The sequence below is a fragment of the Chitinophagales bacterium genome, from assembly GCA_020636535.1.
Classification (GTDB): domain Bacteria; phylum Bacteroidota; class Bacteroidia; order Chitinophagales; family JADIYW01; genus JADJSS01.
In genome coordinates, this window is record JACJXT010000012.1 from 149,382 (window position 1) to 175,250 (window position 25,869).

26 protein-coding genes are annotated in these 25,869 nt (G+C 30.2%); 7 read left to right on the top strand and 19 right to left on the bottom strand.

What is annotated here, in order from left to right:
• Positions 1 to 16: 16 nt before the first annotated feature.
• The 3 genes from pyrF to H6553_10370 are packed head-to-tail and all read right to left on the bottom strand — an operon-like array spanning position 17 to position 2,151.
• Positions 17 to 820 (bottom strand): orotidine-5'-phosphate decarboxylase, encoded by an 804-nt coding sequence (gene pyrF / locus H6553_10360; GenBank protein ID MCB9034229.1) that lies wholly within the window; start codon positions 818 to 820, stop codon positions 17 to 19.
• A 5-nt stretch (positions 821 to 825) separates the two neighbouring features.
• Positions 826 to 1,056 carry a NifU family protein gene (locus H6553_10365; GenBank protein ID MCB9034230.1) on the bottom strand — a complete coding sequence of 77 codons (231 nt, stop codon included), beginning with the start codon at positions 1,054 to 1,056 and terminating at the stop codon, positions 826 to 828.
• An 18-nt stretch (positions 1,057 to 1,074) separates the two neighbouring features.
• A complete protein-coding gene (locus tag H6553_10370; GenBank protein ID MCB9034231.1) occupies positions 1,075 to 2,151 on the bottom strand; it encodes an Mrp/NBP35 family ATP-binding protein in 1,077 nt (358 codons plus the stop codon).
• A gap of 225 nt (positions 2,152 to 2,376) precedes the next feature.
• Here H6553_10370 and H6553_10375 point away from each other — a divergent pair, with 225 nt between their 5' ends.
• From H6553_10375 to H6553_10400, 6 genes are all read left to right on the top strand, one after another.
• The gene (locus tag H6553_10375; GenBank protein MCB9034232.1) at positions 2,377 to 3,210 is read left to right on the top strand and encodes a helix-turn-helix transcriptional regulator; all 834 of its coding nucleotides are present in this window, start codon (positions 2,377 to 2,379) and stop codon (positions 3,208 to 3,210) included.
• Positions 3,211 to 3,306: 96 nt separating this feature from the next.
• The gene (locus tag H6553_10380; protein MCB9034233.1) at positions 3,307 to 3,903 is read left to right on the top strand and encodes a YceI family protein; all 597 of its coding nucleotides are present in this window, start codon (positions 3,307 to 3,309) and stop codon (positions 3,901 to 3,903) included.
• Between the two features lie 106 nt (positions 3,904 to 4,009).
• Positions 4,010 to 4,837, top strand: coding sequence for a 4,5-DOPA dioxygenase extradiol (gene ygiD, locus H6553_10385; GenBank protein ID MCB9034234.1), 828 nt, complete (start codon positions 4,010 to 4,012; stop codon positions 4,835 to 4,837).
• 22 nt (positions 4,838 to 4,859) lie between these two features.
• Positions 4,860 to 5,252: a cupin domain-containing protein gene (locus H6553_10390; protein ID MCB9034235.1), complete on the top strand. Its 393-nt coding sequence runs from the start codon at positions 4,860 to 4,862 to the stop codon at positions 5,250 to 5,252.
• Positions 5,253 to 5,397: 145 nt separating this feature from the next.
• The gene (locus tag H6553_10395) at positions 5,398 to 5,775 is read left to right on the top strand and encodes a GxxExxY protein (GenBank protein MCB9034236.1); all 378 of its coding nucleotides are present in this window, start codon (positions 5,398 to 5,400) and stop codon (positions 5,773 to 5,775) included.
• A 251-nt stretch (positions 5,776 to 6,026) separates the two neighbouring features.
• Positions 6,027 to 7,049, top strand: coding sequence for an META domain-containing protein (locus H6553_10400; protein ID MCB9034237.1), 1,023 nt, complete (start codon positions 6,027 to 6,029; stop codon positions 7,047 to 7,049).
• Positions 7,050 to 7,373: 324 nt separating this feature from the next.
• Here H6553_10400 and efp read toward each other — a convergent pair whose 3' ends face one another.
• The 16 genes from efp to mutL all read right to left on the bottom strand — a co-directional run bounded on the left by efp (position 7,374) and on the right by mutL (position 22,767).
• Complete coding sequence (efp, locus tag H6553_10405; protein ID MCB9034238.1) at positions 7,374 to 7,940, bottom strand: elongation factor P; 567 nt, start codon at positions 7,938 to 7,940, stop codon at positions 7,374 to 7,376.
• A gap of 5 nt (positions 7,941 to 7,945) precedes the next feature.
• Positions 7,946 to 8,137 (bottom strand): 50S ribosomal protein L32, encoded by a 192-nt coding sequence (gene rpmF, locus H6553_10410; protein ID MCB9034239.1) that lies wholly within the window; start codon positions 8,135 to 8,137, stop codon positions 7,946 to 7,948.
• A gap of 6 nt (positions 8,138 to 8,143) precedes the next feature.
• Positions 8,144 to 8,707, bottom strand: coding sequence for a DUF177 domain-containing protein (locus H6553_10415; GenBank protein ID MCB9034240.1), 564 nt, complete (start codon positions 8,705 to 8,707; stop codon positions 8,144 to 8,146).
• Between the two features lie 165 nt (positions 8,708 to 8,872).
• Positions 8,873 to 9,652 carry a DUF4263 domain-containing protein gene (locus H6553_10420; GenBank protein ID MCB9034241.1) on the bottom strand — a complete coding sequence of 260 codons (780 nt, stop codon included), beginning with the start codon at positions 9,650 to 9,652 and terminating at the stop codon, positions 8,873 to 8,875.
• The gene (locus H6553_10425; protein MCB9034242.1) at positions 9,652 to 10,407 is read right to left on the bottom strand and encodes a tetratricopeptide repeat protein; all 756 of its coding nucleotides are present in this window, start codon (positions 10,405 to 10,407) and stop codon (positions 9,652 to 9,654) included. The genes H6553_10420 and H6553_10425 overlap by 1 nt, the downstream gene beginning before the upstream one ends.
• Positions 10,397 to 12,238, bottom strand: coding sequence for a protein BatD (locus H6553_10430; protein MCB9034243.1), 1,842 nt, complete (start codon positions 12,236 to 12,238; stop codon positions 10,397 to 10,399). Before H6553_10430 ends, H6553_10425 begins: the two co-directional genes overlap by 11 nt.
• 1 nt (position 12,239) lies before the next feature.
• The gene (locus H6553_10435) at positions 12,240 to 13,067 is read right to left on the bottom strand and encodes a tetratricopeptide repeat protein (GenBank protein ID MCB9034244.1); all 828 of its coding nucleotides are present in this window, start codon (positions 13,065 to 13,067) and stop codon (positions 12,240 to 12,242) included.
• A gap of 2 nt (positions 13,068 to 13,069) precedes the next feature.
• Positions 13,070 to 14,071 carry a VWA domain-containing protein gene (locus H6553_10440; GenBank protein ID MCB9034245.1) on the bottom strand — a complete coding sequence of 334 codons (1,002 nt, stop codon included), beginning with the start codon at positions 14,069 to 14,071 and terminating at the stop codon, positions 13,070 to 13,072.
• Entirely contained in the window at positions 14,071 to 15,075 is a 1,005-nt protein-coding gene (locus H6553_10445) for a VWA domain-containing protein (protein MCB9034246.1), read from the bottom strand. The genes H6553_10440 and H6553_10445 overlap by 1 nt, the downstream gene beginning before the upstream one ends.
• A complete protein-coding gene (locus H6553_10450) occupies positions 15,076 to 16,056 on the bottom strand; it encodes a hypothetical protein (protein MCB9034247.1) in 981 nt (326 codons plus the stop codon).
• Positions 16,053 to 17,033: a DUF58 domain-containing protein gene (locus tag H6553_10455; protein MCB9034248.1), complete on the bottom strand. Its 981-nt coding sequence runs from the start codon at positions 17,031 to 17,033 to the stop codon at positions 16,053 to 16,055. The genes H6553_10450 and H6553_10455 overlap by 4 nt, the downstream gene beginning before the upstream one ends.
• Before the next feature lie 30 nt (positions 17,034 to 17,063).
• Positions 17,064 to 18,065: an AAA family ATPase gene (locus H6553_10460; protein MCB9034249.1), complete on the bottom strand. Its 1,002-nt coding sequence runs from the start codon at positions 18,063 to 18,065 to the stop codon at positions 17,064 to 17,066.
• A 130-nt stretch (positions 18,066 to 18,195) separates the two neighbouring features.
• Positions 18,196 to 19,311: an endonuclease/exonuclease/phosphatase family protein gene (locus tag H6553_10465; protein MCB9034250.1), complete on the bottom strand. Its 1,116-nt coding sequence runs from the start codon at positions 19,309 to 19,311 to the stop codon at positions 18,196 to 18,198.
• A complete protein-coding gene (locus H6553_10470; GenBank protein MCB9034251.1) occupies positions 19,308 to 20,198 on the bottom strand; it encodes a rhomboid family intramembrane serine protease in 891 nt (296 codons plus the stop codon). Before H6553_10470 ends, H6553_10465 begins: the two co-directional genes overlap by 4 nt.
• On the bottom strand, positions 20,198 to 20,944 hold the full coding sequence (locus H6553_10475; protein MCB9034252.1) for a rhomboid family intramembrane serine protease: 747 nt from the start codon (positions 20,942 to 20,944) through the stop codon (positions 20,198 to 20,200). The genes H6553_10470 and H6553_10475 overlap by 1 nt, the downstream gene beginning before the upstream one ends.
• A complete protein-coding gene (gene mutL, locus H6553_10480; protein ID MCB9034253.1) occupies positions 20,944 to 22,767 on the bottom strand; it encodes a DNA mismatch repair endonuclease MutL in 1,824 nt (607 codons plus the stop codon). The genes H6553_10475 and mutL overlap by 1 nt, the downstream gene beginning before the upstream one ends.
• A 173-nt stretch (positions 22,768 to 22,940) precedes the next feature.
• Here mutL and H6553_10485 point away from each other — a divergent pair, with 173 nt between their 5' ends.
• Positions 22,941 to 25,835: a serine hydrolase gene (locus tag H6553_10485; protein MCB9034254.1), complete on the top strand. Its 2,895-nt coding sequence runs from the start codon at positions 22,941 to 22,943 to the stop codon at positions 25,833 to 25,835.
• Positions 25,836 to 25,869 lie beyond the last annotated feature (34 nt).

Sequence of the window (25,869 nt, forward strand, 5' to 3'; positions counted from 1 at the left end):
AAATCTGAAAACTATTCTAAAAAAGCAATACTTCCATTTCATTTTTCAGCTGAAGTGCTGCTTCTCTTGCTTTTTCTGCAAAGTCTTTTCCGTTAGAAGCATAAATAATACTTCGAGTAGCATTTATCAACAAACCAACATCTTTTGTTTTACCATTAGCAATAACGGCTTGTAAATCGCCACCTTGAGCACCAATTCCTGGAACTAACAAAAAATTATCTGGACATATTTTACGAATAGTTTTAAAATAGTCTTCTTTGGTTGCTCCAACCACAAACATTGTGTTTTCTTTAGTGCCAATAGCTAAACTCTTTTGTATTACTGTTTGATAAAGTGGAATTCCATTTTCTTCTACGAATTGAAAATCTTTGGCACCATTATTGGAAGTTAGTGCTAAAACAATGACCCATTTATTTTTGTACGCTAAGAATGGTGCAATAGTATCTAATCCCATGTATGGCGAAAGTGTAATAGCATCGAAGTTCATTGTTTCAAAAAATGCCTTGGCATATTGTTGTGCTGTATTACCAATATCGCCTCGTTTGGCATCTGCAATTTTAAATAGATTATTAGGAATATATTGTGCTGTTGTTGCTAATGCTTGCCAACCTTTTGCACCATAGCTTTCATAAAATGCAATATTGGGTTTGTAGGCAACACATAAATCGTGCGTAGCATCAATAATGGCTTTATTAAATTCTAAAATTGGATTGTTGTATTGTAAAAGGTGTGGTGGAATTTTATCTAAATCGGTATCTAAACCAATGCATAAACAAGATTTTTTTGTTTGAATCTGTTCTACTAATTGATGATAAGTCATATTATTTAGTTAATAGCTACTACTGCTTTTATTTCTGGCACCGATGTTATAACTGTACTTTCTACACCAGCTTTCATGGTAGACATACTCATTTTACAAGTTTCGCAAGCTCCAATCAATTTTACTTTTACAATTAAATCATCGGTAATATCAATCAACTCAATATCGCCACCATCTGATTGTAAAAACGGACGAATATTGTTGAGTGCATCTTCTACCTTATGTTTTAAATCTATTTCCACGCTACAAAAGTACTAAGTTGTTACGAAATTTGCATTATGTATAGCAATTTGTTGTGCTACACTTTGTGCTAAATCGCCAAATGCTTTAGCTGCTGGATTAGAAAATTGCAATGCCGCAGGTTTTCCTAAATCGCCACCTTCTCTAATTACTTGTTCTATTGGCAACTCTCCTAAGAAAGGAATTTCAAATTGTTGAGCAATCAATCTGCCACCACCTTTTCCAAAAATGTAATACTTTTTTTCTGGCATATCTGGCGGAATAAAGTAAGCCATATTTTCTACTACACCTAAAATTGGAATTTTTATTTGGTCTAACTGATAAAAAGCCACTGCTTTCCTTGCATCGGCTAAGGCAACTTCTTGTGGTGTAGTAACAATTACAGCACCAGTAATTGGAAATGATTGTGCTAAAGTTAAATGAATATCTCCTGTTCCTGGTGGTAAATCTAAAATCAAATAATCAAGTTCGTCCCATAGTACATCTGTCATAATTTGTCGTAGTGCAGATGTAGCCATTGGTCCACGCCAAGCAACTGGTTGTTTTTCACTAATTAATAATCCAATAGACATTACTTTCATGCCTAAATAATCTACAGGAACAATTTTACTTTTATCGTCTATTTTTTGCAAACCAGGTTTTTGTCCATGTATTCCTAACATTGTAGGAATAGAAGGTCCATAAATATCTGCATCTACTAAACCAACACTAGCACCACTATTAGACAATGCCAATGCTAAGTTTACTGCTACGGTAGATTTTCCTACGCCACCTTTTCCTGAAGAAATAACTACAATATTTTTTACATTAGGCAGTATGTCTTTTTTATCTCGAAGTGTAGTAACTCTCGAAGTAAAGTTAATGGTTACTTTAGCTGTATTAGAAACCATTTGAGCAATTGCATTTCTACAATCTTGTTCTATTTGGTCTTTTAACGGACAAGCTGGCGTGGTTAATTCTACTGTAAATGAAATATTATTATCATCAAATGTAATGTCTTTTATCATTCCTAAAGACACTAAGTCTTTTTTAAAATCTGGATCTTCTACTTGTGATAAAGCTGCTATAATTTGCTCTTTGGTAATACTCATAACTATCTACAACAAAGGTATAACTTTTTAGATGATTATCTTGTTTCAAGAGAACATCTATCAAAATATCAAATGCAATTAACATTAGCACAATAATTTCGTTTTATTGTGCTAATTATTACCATTTTAGAAACAATAGTTTGATTTCGGTTATAAGCTCATTTATAGAAATGAAAAATGGTTTTGTATATTTAGTGTCTATATGACTTAACTTCAAACTAACTAATGCAACAACTCTTTCACATATTTAAAGTTAATACAGAAGAAGCTAACAAGATAGCACAGCAAACTATTGAGCCACACAATCACGATTTTGAAGAATTACTTATTGGAATAGAAGGTGAGTTAGAACATTTTATTGATTTTGAAAATGAGACCATCAAAGCTCCTTTTGTAAGCTTTGTAACTAAAGGTAAAACACATCGAGTAATTCCTAAATTGGTAAATGGTAAATGCGAAATTTGGGGCATTCGTTTTAAAAGTGAGTTTATTCCAGAAACTACCTTTCAGTTGTACTCACTATATCATAACCAAGCCAATATAGAATTAGAACGAAATTTATGCTTCAAACGATTAATTACGCTGAGTGAAATGATGTACGATGAAACCAAACAAGAAACTATTGATTATGCTATAATTCGGCAATTATTGGCTGTAGTTTTAACAATGATAGAAAACGAACGAAAAAAACATAGTTCTGAGAAAAAAAATACACAAAAAACACAACAAATTGCTTTCGGAAGTTTTCTTCATATTCTAGAAGAAAATTATAAAAGAGCTGTTGGTGTAGAATTCTATGCCGAAAAATTATTTATGTCTTCTCGCAATCTCAATTTAATATGTCAAAATATTATGGAGCAAAGCGTTTCAGAAATCATTGAAACGCGAAAATTAATTGAAGCAAAAAATCTTTTAATTTCAACAGATAAAACTATTGCAGAAATTAGTTATGAATTAGGATATAACGAAGGATCTTATTTTTCGAAAGTATTTAAAAAGAAATCAGGTCAATCGCCAGGAGACTTTCGTGAAGAAATGCAAAATACACTCATTTCCTAAATTTACCCAAGAACTTCCAATAAGTATAAAATCAAAAATTGGTTTTTCTTCACCTTTGTACTATCAATTTATAACAATAATTAAAATGACTAAAAGATGAAAAAATTAAAATTATTTTTAGGAGCATTCACACTAATTGGTTTTCTAATGGTAAGTGCTCAAGCGTTAAAACAAGTTTGGACAAATGACTCAGCTCATTCTCAGCTATATTTTACAGTAACACATTTAGGATTTAACAACATTAGTGGTACTTTTGATGATGTTACTATTAATGTAACAACTACAACACCTGATTTTAGTGATGCTACTATTGAACTAAGTGCCAAAACAAATTCAATTAATACGCTTATAGAAGCAAGAGACAATCATTTAAAAAGTGCCGATTTTTTTGATGCAGAAAAATTTCCAGCGTTAACATTTAAGAGTACCGCATTAAAGAAAAAAAGAAAAGGCAAATATAAGCTTACAGGAAATCTTACAATGCATGGCGTTACAAAACCTGTTACATTAGATTTAGTTTTTAAAGGACAAAAATTAAATCCAATGAGTTCAAAACCAACTACTGCTTTTGAAGCTACTGGAATTATTAAACGCTCAGAATTTGCAGTCGGTGATAAATTTGCAGAAGCAATCATTAGCGATGAAGTAAGCATTAAATTCAATGGAGAATTTCTTCAAGCAGATAAAGAGTAAAATTTATTTCTAATAATAATACTTAATAAAACAAGCATAACTTACTTAAGTGAAGCGTAAAGACTTTCTAAAATCATTGGCTATATTGCCATTAATTGGATCTGCTATGAATCTAAAAGAATTAGAAAAAACAACTTCCACATTTAGCAATACAGAAAAAATGCCTGTATTATTTTTAGGTCATGGAAGTCCAATGAATGCCATTGAAGAAAATGAATTTGTTCAGGGCTTTCGAAAAGTAGGAACAGAAATTAAAACACCAAATGCTATTATTTGTATTTCTGCACATTGGGAAACCAAAGGCACTTTTGTAACAGCAATGAAATATCCACCAACAATTCATGATTTTGGAGGATTTCCAGAAGCACTGTATGAAGTGCAATATCCAGCACCTGGAAGTCCAGAACTAGCAAAAGAAGCACAACAAATCATTACTAAAACCAATGTTGGTTTAGATGAAAAATGGGGATTGGATCATGGTGCTTGGAGTGTTATAAAACATCTCTATCCAAATGCAAATATTCCAGTTATAGAAATGAGTATTGATTATACTCAACCAGCACAATATCATTACGAACTAGCAAAACAAATTAATATGCTTAGAAATAAAGGTATTTTAATTATTGGTAGCGGAAACATCGTTCATAATTTACGCATGCTCGCTTGGAATAAACTAAATGATGAGTTTGCTTATGATTGGGCTACCGAAGCCAATGAAAAAATGAAAAATTACATATTAAATGGCGACCATCAAAGTCTAATTAATTTTAGAAGTCAAGGAAAAACATTTGATTTAGCCATTCCAACACCAGAACATTATTTACCATTATTATATACCTTAGCATTACAAGAAAAGAATGAAACCATAAACATTTTTAACGACAAACCAATTGCTGGTTCATTAACAATGACTTCTTTAAAGATTGGAAATTAGAACAAATTAAAAATATTACAAAATGAATAATCCACTATACCAAAAAGGACAACAATTACCCAAGGATTGGTTTGTAGGAAATGCTTTCCTTACACCTTTAGTTTCAAAAGATAAAAACAATGAATTTTCTATTGGAAGTGTTTGGTTTGAAAAAGGAGCAAGAACAAATTGGCACACACATCCAAAAGGACAAACATTAATTGTTACAGAAGGCGAAGGTCTTTATCAAGAAAAAGGAAAACCTGCACAAGTTATTAAAAAAGGAGATGTTGTAATTATTCCAGAAAATATAGAACATTGGCATGGAGCATCTGTTAATACTGAAATGGTACACTTAGCCATTACTAATTTTAAAGATGAGGTACAAGTTACTTGGTTAAATCCTGTAACTGATAAAGAGTACAGTCAATTGTAAATAATTTTTGTACAGACCACACAGATACTCACAGAAAAAACTGCTACGAAAATCAACAAGTCATACGAGAAAGTAATACAAGAATATTTCTGCGAAAGTCCGCGAGTTCTGCGGAAAAGTAAAAAGAATTCGTTAACTTTAATATATGAAAGAAAATGAAATCTCATATGATATTAGAGGAGCAATATTTAAAGTTTATAAAGAATTTGGTCCAGGACTTTTTGAATCTGTTTATCAAGCAGCTTTAAGATATGTTTTAGAAAAGATGGGATATCATGTAGAATGTGAAGTACCAGTACCTGTTTATATAGATGAGCATAAATTAGAAGTTGGTTTTAGGATAGACTTGCTAATAAATAAAAAAGTCATCATTGAAGTTAAATCTGTTGAAGAATTAGCTAAGGTTCACCATAAGCAAGTCTTAACTTATTTGAAACTAACAAAATTAAAACTTGGCATTTTAGTAAACTTTAATGTTAACGACATAGAAAAAGGGATTTTTAGAAAAGTAAACGACTTATAATTTTCCCGCAGACAACACAGATACTCACAGAAAAAACTGCTACAAAAATTAATGAGTTATACGAGAAAATAATACAAGAATATTTCTGCGAAAGTCCGCGAGTTCTGCGGGAAAGTAAAAAAGAAAATCAACATAAGTAAATTTTCTTTCAACTAATTGTTTTATAATGATTAATTTTAATTTATATTTAGTTGTGGTATAATATTTGAAGTTTATACTACACAACAATATGAAAAATTAAACAATATAATATGAAAAAACAATTTATTATCTTAATGTTTGCAAGCTTTTTATTTACAGCTTGTTCTACTACAAAAAATAGTGTTTTTTGGGTAAGTGGCATGAAAACCGAATGTGCTAATGGTGCAGGAAAAACTACTTGTTTAAATGTTTCTAAATCAGATAATTTAGAGGATGCCAAATGGGAAACATTTTATGCTCCTATTGAAGGTTTTACTTTTGAAGAAGGTTATTTAAAGAAAATTAAAGTAAAAGAGGAAAAACTAGATGCCAACAAAATTCCTCAAGATGTTTCTAGTATAAAATATACCTTAGTCACTGAATTAGACAAACAAGTTGACCAAAGAGCTTTAGCTCATGGCGATTGGCTACTAGCAAAAATAAATGCAGGACCAGTAAATAAAATGGTAAAATTACCTACACTAAATGTAGATGTACTACAAAACCGAATTAGTGGAAACAATGGTTGTAATAATTATACAGCAACAATCAAAAATATCAATCAAACTGAATTACAATTAAGTGTTATTGCTTCTACCAAAAAAATGTGTGTAGATATGACATTTCCTAATGAGTTTGACAAAGTATTAGCTACCGTTACTGCCTACAAAGTAGAAGACGACAAACTAACTTTGATGAATAGCAATAACGAAGCAGTTTTAATGTTTATAAAAGGAGCACCAAAAGCCGAAGCCGATTATAAGTTGAACGACATTTGGTCTGCCATTCGTATTGATGGTGGAAAGCTTGATAAAAGTGTAGCTATTCCAAGTTTAGAAATCAATTTGAGTACTATGAAAATTATGGGAAGCGATGGTTGTAACAATTATAGTGGCAACATTGAATCTATTGATGATAAAAACATAGCATTAGGTAATACAGTGAGTACATTAAAAGCATGTATAGGTAAAAATGTTGCAGACAAATACAACAGTGCTTTATCTAAAATTGCAAGTTATAAATTAGATGGTTTAATATTACAATTTTTTGATAGCAATGGTAATGAAGTATTGGCTTTCTTAAAAGCAGATTAAGTAACTTAGTATATACTTTCTAAAGATTCCGAACTAGTTTCGGAATCTTTTTATTAATACTAAATAGCATTCAAAACAGCTTTATTCTTTAAAAGTTTAAATCACTTCTTCAATAGATGCTAAAATCTACCTGTTTGATAGACCAGCAAGTTCAACAAGTAAATCTGCATCTTGTTGTTTCGTGAGACACGAACCAAGGTGTAGTTTTTCAGAGTTCTCTATCGAGTAACTCTGAGAGTGTAAAAGAATAAATAGCAAAATCTTCTAAAACAAAAGAGCAGATACCTTTGGTATCTGCTCTTCTATATTCTATATAAAAAATACTTACGATTTTACGCGTTCCATGTACTCGCCAGTCGCCGTTTTTACTTTTATCTTATCGCCTATATTCACAAATAAAGGAATCATTACTTTTGCTCCTGTATTTACTTCACAAGGTCTAAGTGTATTGGTTGCAGTGTCGCCTTTTATTCCTGGTTCTGCATACATTACTTCTAACTCAACAGTATCTGGTAGTGTACAAGTTAAAGGCATTTCATCGTCTGCTTGAACTGCAATTTTGACTATCATGCCTTCTGTTAAGAACTGTGGTGCATCAATTATGTTTCCATTTATTGCAATTTGTTCATAGGTTTCATTATTCATGAAATTGTACAAATCTCCTTCTGGATATAAATATTGATACTCTCTGTGTTCTACTCTTACTTCGTCTAATTTTGCACCAGATGGAAAGGTATTGTCTAACACTTTGCCATTGGTAACACTTTTTAGCTTGGTTCTAACAAAAGCAGCTCCTTTTCCTGGTTTTACATGCAAAAACTCTACTATCTGAAAAATATCAGAGTTAAATTTTATGCACATACCATTTCTAATATCAGAAGTTGATGCCATAAAAATTAATTTTTGATGTAACCTTCTATTAAAACTTTGCCTTTGTAGTATAAATCTGTACCATGTACATATGCTCTGTGCATTAAATGACTTTCTCCTGTAGTTTTACAAGTTACTACATTTGGTGCTTCCATCTTATAGTGCGTTCTTCTTTTATCTCTTCTTGTTTTCGAAGTTTTGCGTTTTGGATGTGCCATAATATATTAATTTAATTTATCTTTTAATTTATTTAAATCGTCCCAAATATTTTCTTCTTCCTTGTTTTCTTTGATCGTATTGTCTTCCACTTCGTGATTGACATACTTTAAAATATCTTTGTTGCAGTAGTCATATGCTCCTGATTGATCACATACTTTATGTATAGGAATACAAAGTTGTGCAAACTCAAACAACAATGGTGCTACATCTATTGCTTCTTGATTGTGATTAACATACAATATCTCATCTTCGTTTTCGTCTTCTTCATCAAAATCTGAAATGTATTTGATATACAACACAAATTGTTCATCTACGAACATAGGAAAATTTGCTGTACATCTATCGCATTCTGTTTGAATAGTTCCACTAATATCAAACGAAATTTGATGAGGTGTTGATGCTTTATCAAACACTACTTTACATTGCAGATTGCAATCTTCAATCAATGCATCTGGATATTTACCAAAGAACGCTTTGTCTAAAACAAAATCAAATTCATGACTTGCTTTTTTCAACCCAATATGAGCAATGTTAAAGTCCTTATCCTTATGGTTACTTTGGTTTAGCATTGCCACACATTTAAAACGGTTTGCAAAGGTACTACATTTTTTTGAATAATTATATAGTGTTCAGTGTGTTAAAGTTTTCTTTATTTGGGTAGTATTATTGGACTCAGAAAAGATATTTATATTTTGGGCTTTGAAGTTAATAAATTATATAATATCTAATTTTGACTACTTCATATCAAATATTAATTTGTTGTACTTTCTCAGTTTAATTATTTCTTCGCAATTGTTTTTATAAAAATGTGTGTAACTAAATTTTTTTGAACAAAACTTCTTCCATTCTGAATCAGTAATTGCCTTATGAAATGGATTTTCAATTTGATTTTCGACAAGCACTCCTTTCTCACTATCTAAATTTGCTTGATTATAAAATTTTCTTTTTCTTAATAAGTCTGTTAAATAATCAAATGACCTAATCTCAATTCCTAATTCATCTGCAATCTGATTTCTTTTTTCTATTTCAGATTCATTATATGCTCTACGTCCAATTATAATTAGGAACTTAATACAGCTATTATTTAATATGCGAGTAGAATATGTTGGTAAAAATTTTTTAAACCAGCTTTTGTTGTCAATTAAAAATCTTTTCCAATCTCTTATTTGTTGAATAGCACTATTAAAGTCTTTTGAAGGAAGTCCATTTTTATTAAAAAGTTTGCTTTGAGGTTTTTCTATTTCAATAAATTCGTAAATAAGCCCATTGCTTCTTTGATCTTTTATATTTACAAAATCAGTCTCAAGTTCGCTTGATAATTTTAACTTTGATATTGACAAATAACAGTTATAATCTGAAAAAAAGAATCCAGTATGTTCTTTTAAGAATTGATGATATTCTTTTTCTAAAAGTTCTTCGTCTAACAGTTTTTCCCATTTTGAGAGAATATTTCTAACTATTATAGAATTTTCACTTTCAAGACTTATCCAATTATATGTTTTTTTTATGTTCATTAAATACTCTGCAAACTTTCTTTATTTAGCCAAGTAATTTTGCCGTTGGGTAACTCTACTTTTATCCAATTGGCATCGTAGTCTAATTGTTTGACTTTATTGCCTGCTTCTATTAATAAATTAATTTGGCTGTTGCTAGTTGGTTTACTGTGTGCTTTTGTGTTTTCCATGACTATAGCAAATTGATGTTTGGTTTGTAGTTGATTGAAACGATAACTTGCTACAAATAAAATGATGCTTGTAAATAAAAACAAAAAGGCAAATTTACTAGCAATGTTCTTGATTTTGTTTTGAGTGAGAAAGTAGATTATGCTACAAACAACAAATACAACTAAGCTAATCAAAAAGAGAATGGTCCAAAAATTTTGTTGTTGATGTATGTAAAAATCCACCATAGCTTTTACTACAAAAAACTGATTTTTATTTTCGATTTTAGTAAGTGCTTTGTTTTGTGCTATTTTTAAATTGTGTTGTATTTTTTTGTTGCTTCCATCTAGCAATAATGCTTTTTCATAAAATAAAATAGCATTTGGATATTGTTTAAGCTGAAAATAAGTATTGCCTAAATTGTAGTACAACGATGCATCTTTTATTGGTTGATTAACTAAAGCAATATAAGTATTTACTGCTTCGGTGTATTGTTTGTTTTTATAATAGGTATTGGCTCTTTCAAAGTTTTCATCAACAGTAGTTGCTAAGCAAATATTGTTTGCCAATAAAATGAATAATATTATATATGTTATTTTATTTTTCATTATTTTTATTAATCATTAAATCAACATCAGTTATCCAATTAATAGCTGTATTATAAGTCTGTTGCATGGTGTCTTGTTTGCCTTGCGATGCAAATAATGCTTCTTCGCAATTGTTTAGCATTACAATTAATTCATCTATTTTATTTTGTTGAATATTTTTATTTGTTAACTGTACAGCCATATTTTCTTTAGATAAATCGGTAGTGGTAATGTGCAATTTATCAGAAACATATTGCCACAATGCCCTAATGACTTCGTTATAAAATGGTTTTTCTTGATTGCTTTTCATGAGTGTATTAGCATATTTCAATCGTTTTAAAGCCATTTTGTTCGCTTTGCTTCTTCGTTTGCCTAATAACTCTGCATCAGAATAATCTCTTTGTCTGAAGAAAAATGCCAATAAAAATAATACACTTGAAATACCAATTGTTCCATAAAATATATTACTATTATATAATTTTGATTGGTGATTCAACTCTTTTTCTATGTTTTGTAGTTCATTTTGTTTTAGTTCTTCTTTTTCTCTTTTCTTAAAGTTTAACAAATTAACCGATGGTTTTGCTTTTCCAGTAACTTCAATTTCTGTTTCTGGTAAATTAAACGAAACATATTTTCCTTGCTCTGGATTAAAATAACCAAACTCGTAAGCAGGCATTTTAAAAGTTCCACCATCTTGTGGAATTAAAGTGTATTCAAAAGTTTTGCTTCCATCTACAACTGCACCTTTGTTGTCGTAGTTGTCTATTGTTTTTGGAGGATATGCTTCAAAGTCATCAGGAAAAATAAGCTTTGGTGCTGTAATGAGTTTAAGATTTCCTGTTCCTGTATAAGTTAAGTTAAGTTGTATTGGCTCGCCAACTTTTACTTTGGTTTTATCGTAATTGGCTTTGAACGAAAAATTGCCTACTGCTCCACTAAAATTTTTAGGTGCTGGTTGTGGCAATGGCAATACATTAATATTTAAATCATTACATTTAAATTTATATTCATAAGGTTGTGGAATGGTAAAAAATGGATTATCGAAATATGGATCTGGCATTTCTACCATTACTACACTTTGAAATTCCATTGGTTCGATAGAAACTTTTCCTGCTTTCTGCGGAAATAATACCACGCGTCTAAATTCGTTGGTATAATATTTTTGTCCGTTATACGATTCAATTTCTGGTTCTTTGTTTAAGTCAACATCAAATTCTTCCGACAAAAAATTATTATAAGATGGTGCTTTGGTAACATACAAACCTTGTGCTTGAATACGATAGTAGATTTTATAAATTAGTGTTAATTGGTCGCCTTCATACACTGTAGATTTATTAGCTGTAACTTTTACAAAAAAGTTTTTTGCGATATCTGCTTTGAGTTGATCTGAAGATTTTGGTTTAGATTTTTTTCCTTGATTAGAAAATGGATCTGGAAAAGGCCAAGCATTTTGTTGTTGTTGATGCTGTGGTTGCTTGGCTTCATCTATTACTTTTATGGTAAAAGATTTAGTAATATACTTTTTTCCATTAATTATTGCACTTGCTTCTGGAATAGTAAATGTGCCTTTTGATTTTGGTTGTAGCGTATAAGTAAGCGACACACTTCTACTTACATTGCCATTAATAATATTTGTTTGATTGCTTTGCATTGGACCATAGGCATCAAATCTAGAGAATTTAGGTGGCGTAAAGTTTTCTAAGTTGCCATTTTCTACGGTAAAAGTTACATCTACTGTGTAGTTTAATGGTACTTCTTTATCTGATAGTTGAATATAAAATTTTTGTGCAAAACTACTTTGTGCAGCAATAATAAATAATAAAAATATAATATATTGTTTTATATATTTCAAACTACCAATCTTTTTGAACTTTTACTTTCTTACCATTTTTTTGTTGCTGATTTATTTTCTGTTGCACTTTTCCTTCTTCACTTTCTAAAGCATCTAGCAATCGTTGAGCTTCTTCTTGACTTAACTGTCCTTGTTGTTGTTGTTGCTGTTTTTGTTGTTGTTCTTTCTCTTCTTGATTTTGATTGCCTTGCTGTTGTTGCTGTTGTTTATCTTGTTGATTTTTTTGATCTTGATTTTGTTGTTGCTGCTGTTTTTGTTGGTCTTTATTCTTATCTTGGTTTTGTTTATCGTTTTTATTGTCTTTGTTTTTGTCTTGATTTTGTTGTTGCTTTTTCAACTTTGCCATTGCCATCATTAAATTGTATTTAGCATCTTCATCTTTCGGATTTATTTTCAAAGCATCTTTATACGCTCTTACACTTTCTTCGTATTGCTCTTGTTTATATAAACTATTTCCTAAATTAAATTTAGATTTGAATTTAATTTCGCTGTTGTTTGTACTATTGGCAATGCCTTTAAAATATTCTTGTGCTTGTTTGTATTCTCCTAATTGATAAATAGCATCTGCTTGGTTGAAATTGGCAATAGCATTGTTTGGTTCTTTTTCTAAAGCACTACTGTATTTTTCTGTTGCTTCATTATACTTAGATTGATGATATGCTTTATTGCCTTTTCTAATGATGTTGTTGACACTTTCTGCAATAGAAAAATTTGGCGACAACAAGACGAATGCTACTATTAATTTTAAAGCAGACTTTCCTATAAAAACCAATGCTAATGATTTTTTATGGACTTTAAATTTTGCTTTTATATTTTCTATATCAAACATAATTAATCTTTTTTATATTTTATAAAAACATCTACAAATATCAACAATAAACCAAATGCTAAGAAATATTGATATTGTTCTACGAAATTGGTAAATACTTTATCGTTAATTGTTTTGGTTTCCATTTTAGCAATATCTTTTGAAATAAAATCAGCTACTTGGTTTGCATTGTCTAAGATGTAGTAATGACCTTTGCCTGCGTCTGCCAACTCTTTCAACATTTTTTCATTGAGTTTAGATACAACTACTTCTCCATTAGCATCTTTCTTCTCGCCTATTTTTACTTCATTTTGATTATAAAAAGGAATGGTGCCACCTTGTGTTGTTCCTACACCAACTGTAATAATTTTTGTACCTTTTTTACTTACATCTTTAGCATAATCTATTGCATCTTGCTGATGATCTTCTCCATCAGAAATTAATATAATAGATTTATATTTATCATCTTTAGTATTAAATGCTTTCTCTGCTTCTTCTAATGCTTCGCCAAGTGCTGTGCCTTGCGTAGGAATGGCATTAGTGTTTAATGCTCTTAAATACAATAACAAAGAAGAATAATCGACTGTTAAAGGCATTTGCAAATAAGCATTTCCTGCAAAAACAACTAAACCAACTCTATCGCCATCTAGCTTACTAAGCATTTCTTGCATTAAAAGTTTCGCTTTTCTTAGTCTGTTTGGCAAAACATCTTCAGCCAACATACTTTTCGACAAATCTAAACAAATCACTACATCAATACCTTTTCGTTGTACTTTTTCTTCTTTCGTTCCCATTTGTGGCGAAGTGAGTGCAAGAATAATAAAAGCAATAGCTACTATGAGTAAAGTAAATTTTATAATGGTGCGTTTGTTATTTTTACCATTAAACATTTTTGCTACAAACTTATTATCACCAAAAATATTTAATAATTTATCTTTTTGTTTAATCGAAACAAAGTATATTAATATTAATATTGGAATTATTAATAATAAAACAAAATATGCACTATGTCCGAATTTTAACATTAGTAAACGACGCTTTTAAGATAAGTGTTTCGCAATATTATTTCTGTTAATAAAATTAAAAGTGCTATAAGCGCAAATACATGAAAGCGTTCTTTCTTTTGATGATAATTAGCAATTTTAATTTTAGATTTTTCTAATTGGTCTATTTGCTGATAGATGTTTTCTAACTTGGCATTTCCTGTAGCTCTAAAATAAACACCACCAGTTTGATTAGCAATTCGTTGTAGTAACTTAGTATCAATTTCTACAGGCATATTTTGAAAGTAAGTATTTCCATTTTGGTCAACTACTGGATATGGTGCAGTTCCATTTTTTCCAATACCAATAGTATAGACACGAATATTAAAACTCTTAGCAATTTTTATAGCACTTTCAGGATCGATGTAACCAGTGTTGTTCACACCATCGGTCATTAAAATAACGATTTTAGTTTTAGACTTGCTTTCTTTTAATCGAGCGACAGCAGTAGCCAAACCCATTCCGATTGCAGTACCATCTTCTACCATTCCGTTTTTAATATCTTTAAACAAGTTCAATAAAATTTGATGGTCGATAGTTATAGGACACTGTGTAAAACTTTCTCCAGCAAAAACCACTAAGCCAATTCTGTCGTTTGGTCTATCTTTTATAAACTGCATGGCTACGCTTTTTGCAGCTTCTAAACGATCTGGTTTAAAATCTCTTGCGTTCATACTGCTCGAAATATCTAAAGCCAATACAATATCAATTCCTTCTGTATTGATTTCGCTATTAGACATTTCTGATTGTGGACGAGCCAATGCTACAACTATAAAAATAAATGCTACAATTCTTAATATAGGTAAAAATTTAAATAGTTTTATTTTTAATGTAGTATATTTTTTGGCAACAACATCGTGAGATACATTAAAACTTGGATAGTAATTGCTTTTTCTAAAGTAATACCAATACACTAACAATGGCAATAGTATCAATAAATAAAAATATTGAGGATGAGCAAATTCGTATGGAAAAATTTTAGGCATTTACTTTTTCTTTTTGGCAGTACTATTATTTGTTGGATTTGGTTCTTCTACTTTTTTTGTTTCCTGAATAAATGATTCTACTGTTTGAATAGCATTTTCATTATCGATAACATCTGGATTGGCTTTTGCAAACTTCACAAAATCGCTCAACATTAAAAACTGATTGATATTTTCTTTTTGTTTTTTATGAATGATACCTTTATGCATAGCTCGCATTAGTTCATCGGTAGTATTTTCTAATGCAGGAATATTAAATCTTAATTCTATATAATTTCTTAGAATATCAGATAATTGCACATAATATTCTTTGATATTACCCTTTTGCCAGAGCTTTTGTTGCTTTAACTTGTACAATTCTTTCAAGGCCCATTCGTGTGATGGTAATAAATATCTTTCGTCTATTGGTTCTTTTTTCTTTTTTCTCCATTTAATAAATAATAAAATTGCTAAAATAATTGCTACTAGTAATAATACAATACCAATATATGGTAGTAATTCTTTAAATGTATAAGGCACATTTAATGGTTCTTTAATTGGTTTAATGTCTTTAGAAGTGTCGATTTTTACACCAGCAACATGAATCATATTGGCTTCGGTGTAAATGGTGTCTTTTTTTCCTAAATTATCTACAAGCACAGGAAATGGATTAAATAAGATATTTCCAGTATCAAAAACAATAAAATTTACTAATAGATGATATTGATTAATATTACCATTTCTAATAGTATCTACTGGTGAAACATTTACCACTTCTATAGCACTATTTACACTACTGTCTTTTTGATTAAAATTTGGAAAATAAACTTTAGCATTGTTTGGAGCAGAAACACTAATATCAACAGGAACCCAATCGCCAATAAGTATATCTTTTTTATTGGCAATAGTTGCCGTTGCTTGTTGTGCAGATAAATCAATACATAATAATATTAAAATACTTAATACTATAAATTGAACAATATTTTTATGATTTATTTGAATCATCTACCTTTAAAAAATTTCATGAGTTTGTAAATATATGGCTCGCCTGTTTTAATTTCTATTTTATCTGCACCAGCTTTTCCAAAACTTTGTTCAAAGTATGTTTGATACGCATTGGCTTTATCTTTATATTCGTTCAACATTGTTTTATTGTTGGTGTCTAACCACACTTCGTGTCCGCTTTCTACATCGTGTACTTGTAACAAACCTATATTTGGTATTGCTTCATCTAATTGATCATAGACTTTAATGCCTACTACATCGTGTTTTTTTGCTAAGTGCGACAAGCTATCAAAATAATCATCCAACAAGAAATCAGACAAAATAAAAACAATACTTTTTTTACGCATTTTGTTGTTAAAACCTTCAAGTGTTTTAGCAATATTGGTTTGTCCACTTTTAGGTTGATAATCTAACAATTCTCTAATCAATCGTAATATATGTTTTTTTCCTTTTTGTGGAGCGATATACAGTTCAGTTTGATCGCTAAAAAACAACAATCCAACTTTATCATTATTATTGATAGCAGAAAAAGCAATAACGGCACAAATTTCTGCAATGATTTCTTTTTTGGTTTGTTTGTTGGTTCCTATAAAAGAAGATTTACTAACATCGACCAACAACATTACGGTAAGTTCTCTTTCTTCTTCAAACACTTTTACAAATGGTTGATGAAATCGTGCAGTAACATTCCAGTCGATATTTCTAATATCATCGCCATATTGATATTCTCTTACTTCGCTAAACGACATTCCTCTTCCTTTGAACTTAGAGTGATATTCGCCTGAAAAAATATGATTGGTAATGCCTTTGGTTTTAATTTCTATTTTGCGAACCTTTTTTAATAAGTCGGAAGTTTTTTGCGTATTGTCAATAGTAATATCAACTATATTCTTTTTTTTAGCCAATAATAAATTGTCAATATATATAATAATTGATACTATAATTAATCCTACTATGACAATAATGGCAGTTTGCATAAAAATTTATGTGTTATACAAAATGGTATATTAAGGAACTTCAACTGTATTGACAATCTTAGTTATAATTTCTTGTTGGAAGATATTTTCTGCTTCTGCTTCGTAAGTGATACCAATTCTATGTTGTAGTACATCTTGACAAACTGCTCTAATATCTTCTGGAATAACAAAACCTCTTTTCTTAATAAAGGCATACGCTTTTGCAGCCATAGCCAAACTAATACTAGCTCTTGGCGAAGCACCATAGCTAATTAAGTTTTTGAAGTTTTCTAATTTATATTTTTCTGGATTTCTCGTAGCAAAGACAATGTCTAAAATGTACTTTTCAATTTTTTCGTCCATGTAAATTTCTCTAACACACTGTCTTGCTTCAATAATTTCACTTGGATTTACAACTGGCATTATTTTAGTTTTTACCTCGTTTACATTCTGACGCATGATTAATCGTTCTTCTTCAAACTCAGGATACGAAATAATTACTTTGAGCATAAATCTATCTACTTGTGCTTCTGGTAAGTTGTAAGTTCCTTCTTGCTCAATTGGATTTTGTGTAGCCATTACCAAAAATGGTTCGTCTAAGTTATATACTTGACTTCCTAATGTAACCGACCTTTCTTGCATGGCTTGTAGTAAAGCACTCTGCACTTTTGCTGGAGCTCTGTTAATTTCATCTGCTAAAATAAAATTAGAAAAAATTGGTCCTTTTTTTACTTCAAAATCGCCTTTTGCTTGATTGAAAATCATAGTACCTAAAATATCTGCTGGCAATAAATCTGGTGTAAATTGTATTCTGCTAAACTTAGTATTAATAGCATCAGACAAAGATTTAATGGCTAATGTTTTTGCCAAACCAGGAACACCTTCTAACAAAATATGACCATTTGCTAATAAACCAATGAGCAATCGTTCAATCATATATTTTTGTCCAACAATAGATTTTCCAATTTCTAGGTTGAGTAAATCTAAGAAAGCACTTTTTTGCTGAATTTTTTCGTTTAGAGATTTAATGTCGATAGATTCCATACGCTTTATTTGTTATAAAGCAAATTTAGTATAGCATTTATTAGTTTAAACATCAAATAAGTTAAAAAGTGCTAAGCAAAGGCTTGTTGTAACATTATTTTACAAAGCAGTATGTAAAGTTGTGGTTTGATGAATTGTATTAGTTTATACTAAATCTTGCTGTAATTGGAAAATGGTCAGAGTTTTTATTATTTATTTTCTTGTAATTAATGAAATTTATTTTATCGTTGGCTAAGATATAGTCTATTCTAAGCAAAGGAATTTTACCATTATAAGTAATGCCTAAACCACAACCTTTTTGCAAAAAGGCATCTTGGAGATTGCCTTTAATTTTATTGACTGCATAACTGTTTGGCACATCATTAAAATCGCCACACATAACAAATGGCAACGATTGTTCTTTTAAAAAACTATTCAATTCGTTGGCTTGTATGGCTCTTCGTTTATAACCAGTATTTAGTTTTCTTGCAATAGTTAATATTTCTCGTTTGTCTATTGCCTGTTCTTTTCTTAATTCATCAATGGATTGATAATCTTGTTGTCCAAAATAAATAGATTGTAAATGTATATTAAAAATTCTTACTTTTTTATTGTTCAGTAATATATCTACATACAAACCTTTATATGGTTTTTTATTATATGCTGATGCAAATTGTTGTTTTAAAAGTAATCCTTTGTCTACAATTGGCATTTTAGAAAAGGTTGCAATTCCCCATTCATTTGTTTCGTGAGATACTAATTCTCTTGTGAAATAATAATGCTGATAACCTAATTTTTTGAGTCGCTGAACAGTATTGAAATTTTCTGTTTTATCGGTATAAAATTCTTGAAAGCAAATAACATCTGGATTTTCTGTTTTAATAGTTTCAAATATATGATTAACTGAGTTTTTATTTTCTGTCCAGTTGTACAAGTCAAAAACTCTTACATTAAACGACATAATTTTTATTGACTCAACATTGTTTTTTTCTGAATTACCAAAACAGTGTATTGCAAAAAAGTTTTTCCATTGTATAACAGACAATAGTATCGCTAAAATAGAAACCCAAATAAATTTTCTTTTTCTAAATTTCCATATAATAATAAATAATATATTTATTATTAAAGCAATTGGAAATAACAAAGACAAAAATGGTGCTAATGCAAATGAATTTGGATTAATATACGATGCTACAAAACACAATAATAAAAATAGTACTGCAATAATATTAGCACTTCTTGAAGTAAATGATATGAGCCATTTTAAGAATTTCAATCTTCTTTACTAATTTTAAACAAGAAATCTTTTTCTGCTTTGCTTAAACTGTCATAACCAGAAAGTTTAATTTTATCTAATATCTCATCTAAGTGTTGTTGTTTGTCTATGTCTTGTTGCTTTGACTTGGGTTTTTCTTTATCTTTATTAATATATTCTACTTTTATGTTTTTTTCCTTACTAAATAAACTTTTCACTTTGTCAATAATACTATAAAACCAAAGCGACCAATCGTTACCATTTTGTAATTGCTTGATATAAATAAAACCAAACAAAGCACCACCAAGATGTGCAATATGTCCTCCACTGTTACTACTACTAATCATTGTAATATCTAAAAAAACATAAACGGCTGCAATCCATTTTAATTTTATATTTCCTAAAAATAATAATCTCATTTCTGCATCTGGCGAAAGTGTAGCAGCACTTAATACTATTGCCATTACACTTGCAGAAGCACCAATAGCATAATTGTTAATCATTTTTGGATAATTATTACTCAATAAATAAGTTCCTACAATAAAAAACAAAGCACCAAATAATCCACCAAGAATATAAATAGGTACAATTTTTTTATTACCTAATAAATTAGTAATATATGATGAAAACCAATAAAAAACTAACATATTAAATAACAGATGAAAAAAATCTGCTTGTACAAACATATAGGTAAAAATTCCCCAAGGTTTTTTTAGCAATGCACTACCAGTATGTAAACTCAAGTTTTTTATAGCTAATAAACCTAAGTTTGGACCTTTCATTAAAAAATCTACCAGAATTAGTAGATTGATAATTATAAAAATACCAATATTAATTAATATTAATTTTATAGTAGGAGAACCATACTTAGACTGCCATTTTATGTCATTAACAATAGACTGTAACATTACCAAACTTTATTACTCTTTTTCCAATATAAAATTAACAAGAAACCAAATAAAGCACCACCTATATGTGCATAGTGTGCTACATTATCTAAACCGTATTGTGCAAAAGCTATGTCGTATACTATTATAATTAATGGAATCATATATTTTGCTTTTATTTGTATTGGTATAAACATAAACATTAATGGTGCATTTGGATACAATACACCAAAAGCAGCTAATACACCATACAATGCTCCAGAAGCACCAACAATACTTGAAAAATAAATTTCTGCCAACTGTTTATTGGTTACTGTATTCATCAACGCATCTCCAGAATTGAAGAAATATTGTACACCTTCTCTAGTTAAAAAGTTTTCTGGTTCTAATGCCAAATGTCCTGTCTGCTGATAAACTACAAAACCATTTACTGCTAAATGTAATGCCACAGCACCTAATCCAGCTATAAAATATAAATAGATAAATTTATTGGAACCAATTCTTTGTTCTACTATTGAACCAAAAGCATACAATGCATACATGTTAAATAAAATGTGAGCAAATCCACCATGAACAAACATATGTGTAATAATTTGATATGGTTTAAAGGCATCGCTTGTAGGATAATGCATTGCCAATAAATCCATAATTGTTCCACTTGGATCTAAAAATTGTGTAACAACAAAAACAGCTATGTTTATAATTAATAACACTTTTACTACAGGTGTTATGTTGTTCAAAAAATTGCTTCTACCAAATTGACTCATTATCTGTTAAATTTTTGGTGAATGTCTTCAATATTGTAATTCATAAGCGTTGGTTTTCCTGATGGATTGATGGTTGGTTGCTCGCAAGCAAATAATTCATCTACCAATTGTTGCATTTGACTTTCTTTTAATACAACACCTTGTTTAATACTTGTTTGATATGCCATTGCTTTTGCTAACTGTTTCCTTTTGTCGAACGATTCACTTTTTTCTGATTGTTTGTATTCTTCTAACAAGTTTTCAATGATTTTTGTTTCATCTTCATTAATTAAATCCATTGGCATACCATGAATTACAAAACTATTTTTGCCAAACAACTGAATGTCAAATCCTAGAACTTGTAAGTCTTCTAAAATATCTTCTAAAATATATGCATCGCCAGCATTTAAATTGATAGTTTTAGGAAACAGCGTTTGTTGCGAAGCATTTTTTTGATTGGCAAATTGCTGAATGTATTTTTCAAACAAAATGCGTTGGTGTGCTCTTTGTTGGTCGATTAAAATAAATCCACTCTTAATTGGACTTAATATATATTGTTGATGCAATTGAATTAGTGGTGTTTTATTCTCTACAAAACTATCACTTTCATCTAATGACATTTTACTTTGAATAGTAGTTACTCGCTCTTGCTCTTCTTCATCAAACGCATATAATTTTTCCCAATTTTCGTTACCTACATGTTGTGAACTCTTGTACTCACTATCCATATTTTTAGCAAAACTTTCTTTGTTTAAGTTCGATTGTGCTACTTTAAAAGGTTGTTGTGTATAAGCATTATCATTGATAATTCGATTAAAGTTAGATTGATGTTCAAAATCTAAAGTTGGCATTACACTATATTGCGACAAACCATGTTTTGCAGCTGCATGTAATATTAAGTAAATAGCTTTTTCGTCTTCAAATTTTATTTCTTGTTTGGTTGGATGTACATTTACATCGATAGTTGCTGGATCGACTTCTATAAATAAACAGTAAAACGGATAACTTTTTTCTGCAATTAAACCTTCGTAGGTTTTTACAATGGCATGATTTAGAAAATTGCTTTTAATAAATCTGTTGTTTACAAAGAAGTACTGCTCTCCTCTTGTTTTTTTAGTGAGTTCTGGTTTTCCAATAAATCCTTTGATAGTGATATAATCAGTTTGTTCTTCAACAGGAACTAATTTTTCATTATAGTTTTTGCCAAAAATACCTACAATTCTTTGTCGCAAGTTACCAGCTTTTAAATGAAATACTTCCGAACCATTATGATGCATAGAAAAGAAAATACTGGCATGTGCTAGTGCAATATGTATAAATTCATCTATAATATGTTTAGTTTCTACAGCCGTAGATTTTAAGAAATTTCTTCTAGCAGGAACATTGTAAAATAAGTTTCTAACGGCAATGTTTGTTCCAGCTTGTGGTGCACTTGGCTCTTGACTAATGACTTTTGAACCTTCAATAACTACTGTTGTAGCAAATTTGCTATCTGCCAAAGCTGTTTTTAACTCAACATGAGCAATGGCTGCAATCGATGCCATGGCTTCGCCTCTAAAACCCATAGTATGCAAAGCAAATAAATCTGCTGCCGATTTAATTTTAGAAGTAGCATGTCTTTCAAAGCACATTCTTGCATCAATTTCGCTCATGCCTTTGCCATCATCAATAACCTGAATTAAAGATTTTCCAGCATCTTTTATAATTAACTGAATGTTTTTAGCACCAGCATCTATGGCATTTTCCATCAATTCTTTTACAACAGAAGCAGGTCTTTGAATGACCTCGCCTGCTGCAATTTGATTAGCAATGCTATCAGGTAATAAATGAATAATATCTGACATGATACAATTATACATAATTAAATGCTATTGGTGATATTTAGTTTATTTTTTCACAATTTTTAAATACTATTGGCATTAAAATTGGCATTATATTGCTAAATATTTATTTTGCGAATTTTATTGGAAAGGTTTTTGTTATAACATAAAGAAATATGAGGATTGTAAGCATTTTTTTGACAGCTATTGTACTGCTAGGTTTTACTAACTATAAAACGATACCACCTTTTTTACAAAATAAAGATACTGTTTGGGCCGATTCTGTACTTAACAGTATGTCATTAGACGAAAAGATAGGTCAGTTACTAATGGTTGCGGCATATTCTAATAAAGACGAAACACATTATCAGGATATTGATCGATACATTCGAGATTATAAAATTGGTGGAGTGATTTTTTTTCAAGGAACTATCGCTAAACAAGCAGAATTGACCAATAGGTATCAAATGCAATCTAAAACGCCATTGTGGATTGGTTTTGATGGAGAATGGGGTTTAGGTATGCGATTATCTGATGGTATTTCTTATCCAAGACAATTAGCACTAGCAGCCATTGATGATGAAGATTTAATTTATGATATGGGTGCTGAAATTGCTAGACAAATGAAACGCTTAGGTATTCATATCAATTTTGCACCAGTGGTAGATGTTAATATCAATCCAAATAATCCTATAATTAACGATAGAGCTTTTGGAGAAAACAAATACAATGTTACACTAAAAGCCAAAGCATATGTTCATGGTATGCAAGACAATGGCATTATGGCTTGTGCTAAACATTTTCCTGGACATGGCGACACAGAAACTGATTCGCACAAAGATTTGCCAGTTCTAAATCAATCGAAAGAAAGATTAGAAAATGTAGAATTATATCCATTTAGAGCAATGATTAGAAATGGTATTTCTAGTGTTATGGTGGCACATATGAATGTGTTAGCATTAGACAATACACCGAACTTACCATCTACACTTTCGCCAAAAATCATACAAGATAAACTCATAGATGATATGCAATTTAAAGGCATTGTTTTTACGGATGCTTTGAATATGAAAGGAATTACAAAATATTATCCAAGTGGAACAGCCGAAGTAAAAGCAATACTTGCTGGCAATGATGTGATGTTGTTTCCAGAAGATGTAGACCAAGCAGTAAAAGGCATTAAAGAAGCAGTGAATAAAGGTGTTATCAGTCAAGATATCATCAACCAAAAAGTAAAAAAAATATTGATGGCAAAATATTGGTTAGGTTTAAATAAACCATATCAAGCAATAAATACAACAAGTATAGTACAAGAAATCAATACACCTTTTGCAGCAAGCTTAAATGAAAAACTAATTGAAAATACCATCACTGTTGCTAAAGATGAACAGCAGCTTATTCCTATTGTAAATGTGCAACAAAAAATTGCTCATGTTGCATTTGGCAAAGGCGAACAAAATACATTTGGCAATAGATTAAATAGCTATACTAATATTAGTCATTTCTATATTGATAAAGAGAGCGACAAAGCATCAATGAATAAAATTATTGATGAACTAAAAAATTACACTCTCATTATTATTTCTGTTGATGATATGAGTCGATATGCTTCTAAAAATTTTGGATTAACCACAAACGAAATCAATGCCATTAATCAAATCAATAAAGAAAATAAAAAAGTAATTTTAGCATTAATGGGTACACCATATGCTTTAGAAAAATTTCCAGATTTTGAAAGTGTAGTCATTAGTTATCACAATACAGATATAACAGAAGATATTACTGCACAGATTTTATTTGGAGCTACTGGAGCTCATGGTGTATTGCCTGTAAGTGTTGGCAATTATAAATACAATAGTGGTGTTTGTACACAAGGCAATATGCGACTACAATATACGCTTCCTGAAATGGCTGGAATAAACAGTAGTGTTTTAGCAAAGATAGATGACATTGCTAATTTTGCAATCGGTTCTGGTGCTACACCAAGTTGTCAGATTTTGGTTGCTAGAAATGGAAAAGTGTGTTACGAAAAAAGTTTCGGTCACTTTACCTATAATCCACAAACACATAGCGTAGAAAATTCAGACATCTACGATATTGCTTCTATTACTAAAATTACAGCTACGCTTCCTTTAGTAATGAAATTATATGAAAAAGATAAAATAAATCTAGATCAACCAATAAAAAACTATTATCCATTTCCTGAAGATTGCAACAAACGATATTTAAATGCTAGAGAAATTTTATTGCATCAAGCTGGACTAGCTGCATGGATTCCATTCTATAAATCTACATTAGATAGTTATGGTTTTGCATCAGATGAATGGTACTGTCCGTATTATGACAGTCTTTATTCTATAAAAATTAAAGATAATCTTTATCTACGAAACGACTTTTTAGACAGCATTAAACAAACTATTTACAACACAAGTTTAGGTAGTAAAACTTATAAATACAGCGACTTAGGTTTTTATTTGATGAAAGATATTGTAGAATATCAGTTAAAAGATTCACTACAAAATTTAGCAAAGCAATTTCTGTTTTCACCAATGGGAATGAACCATACACTATACAATCCAAAATGGAATGGCGTAGATTTAAATACAATTGTACCAACAGAACAAGAACAAGGTTTTAGAAATGAGTTGATACATGGAACTGTACACGATATGGGTGCTGCTTTAACTAATGGTATTGGCGGACATGCTGGTTTGTTCAGTAACACCAACGATTTAGCAAAGTATATGCAAATGTTGTTGAATGGTGGAATTTATGGTGGCACACGATATTTAAAAACAAGTACTATAAATACATTTACTAGCAAGCAAGAAAGTGGCAATAGAAGAGGTTTGGGTTTTGATAAACCAACTGGAACTAATAGTGGACCAACTTGTGCTAGTGCATCTAGTGTTTCCTTTGGACATTCTGGCTTTACAGGTTGCTTAGTTTGGGCAGATCCAAAATATGATTTAATATATGTCTTTTTGTCAAACAGAATATATCCAACTGCCGAAAACAAAAAACTAATTTCGTATGATATTAGAACTAAAATACAACAAGTAATTTACGATGCCATACAAACACCTTTTTAAAATTTCTTAAGAAAAATTGTAGAAAGCTTTAGTA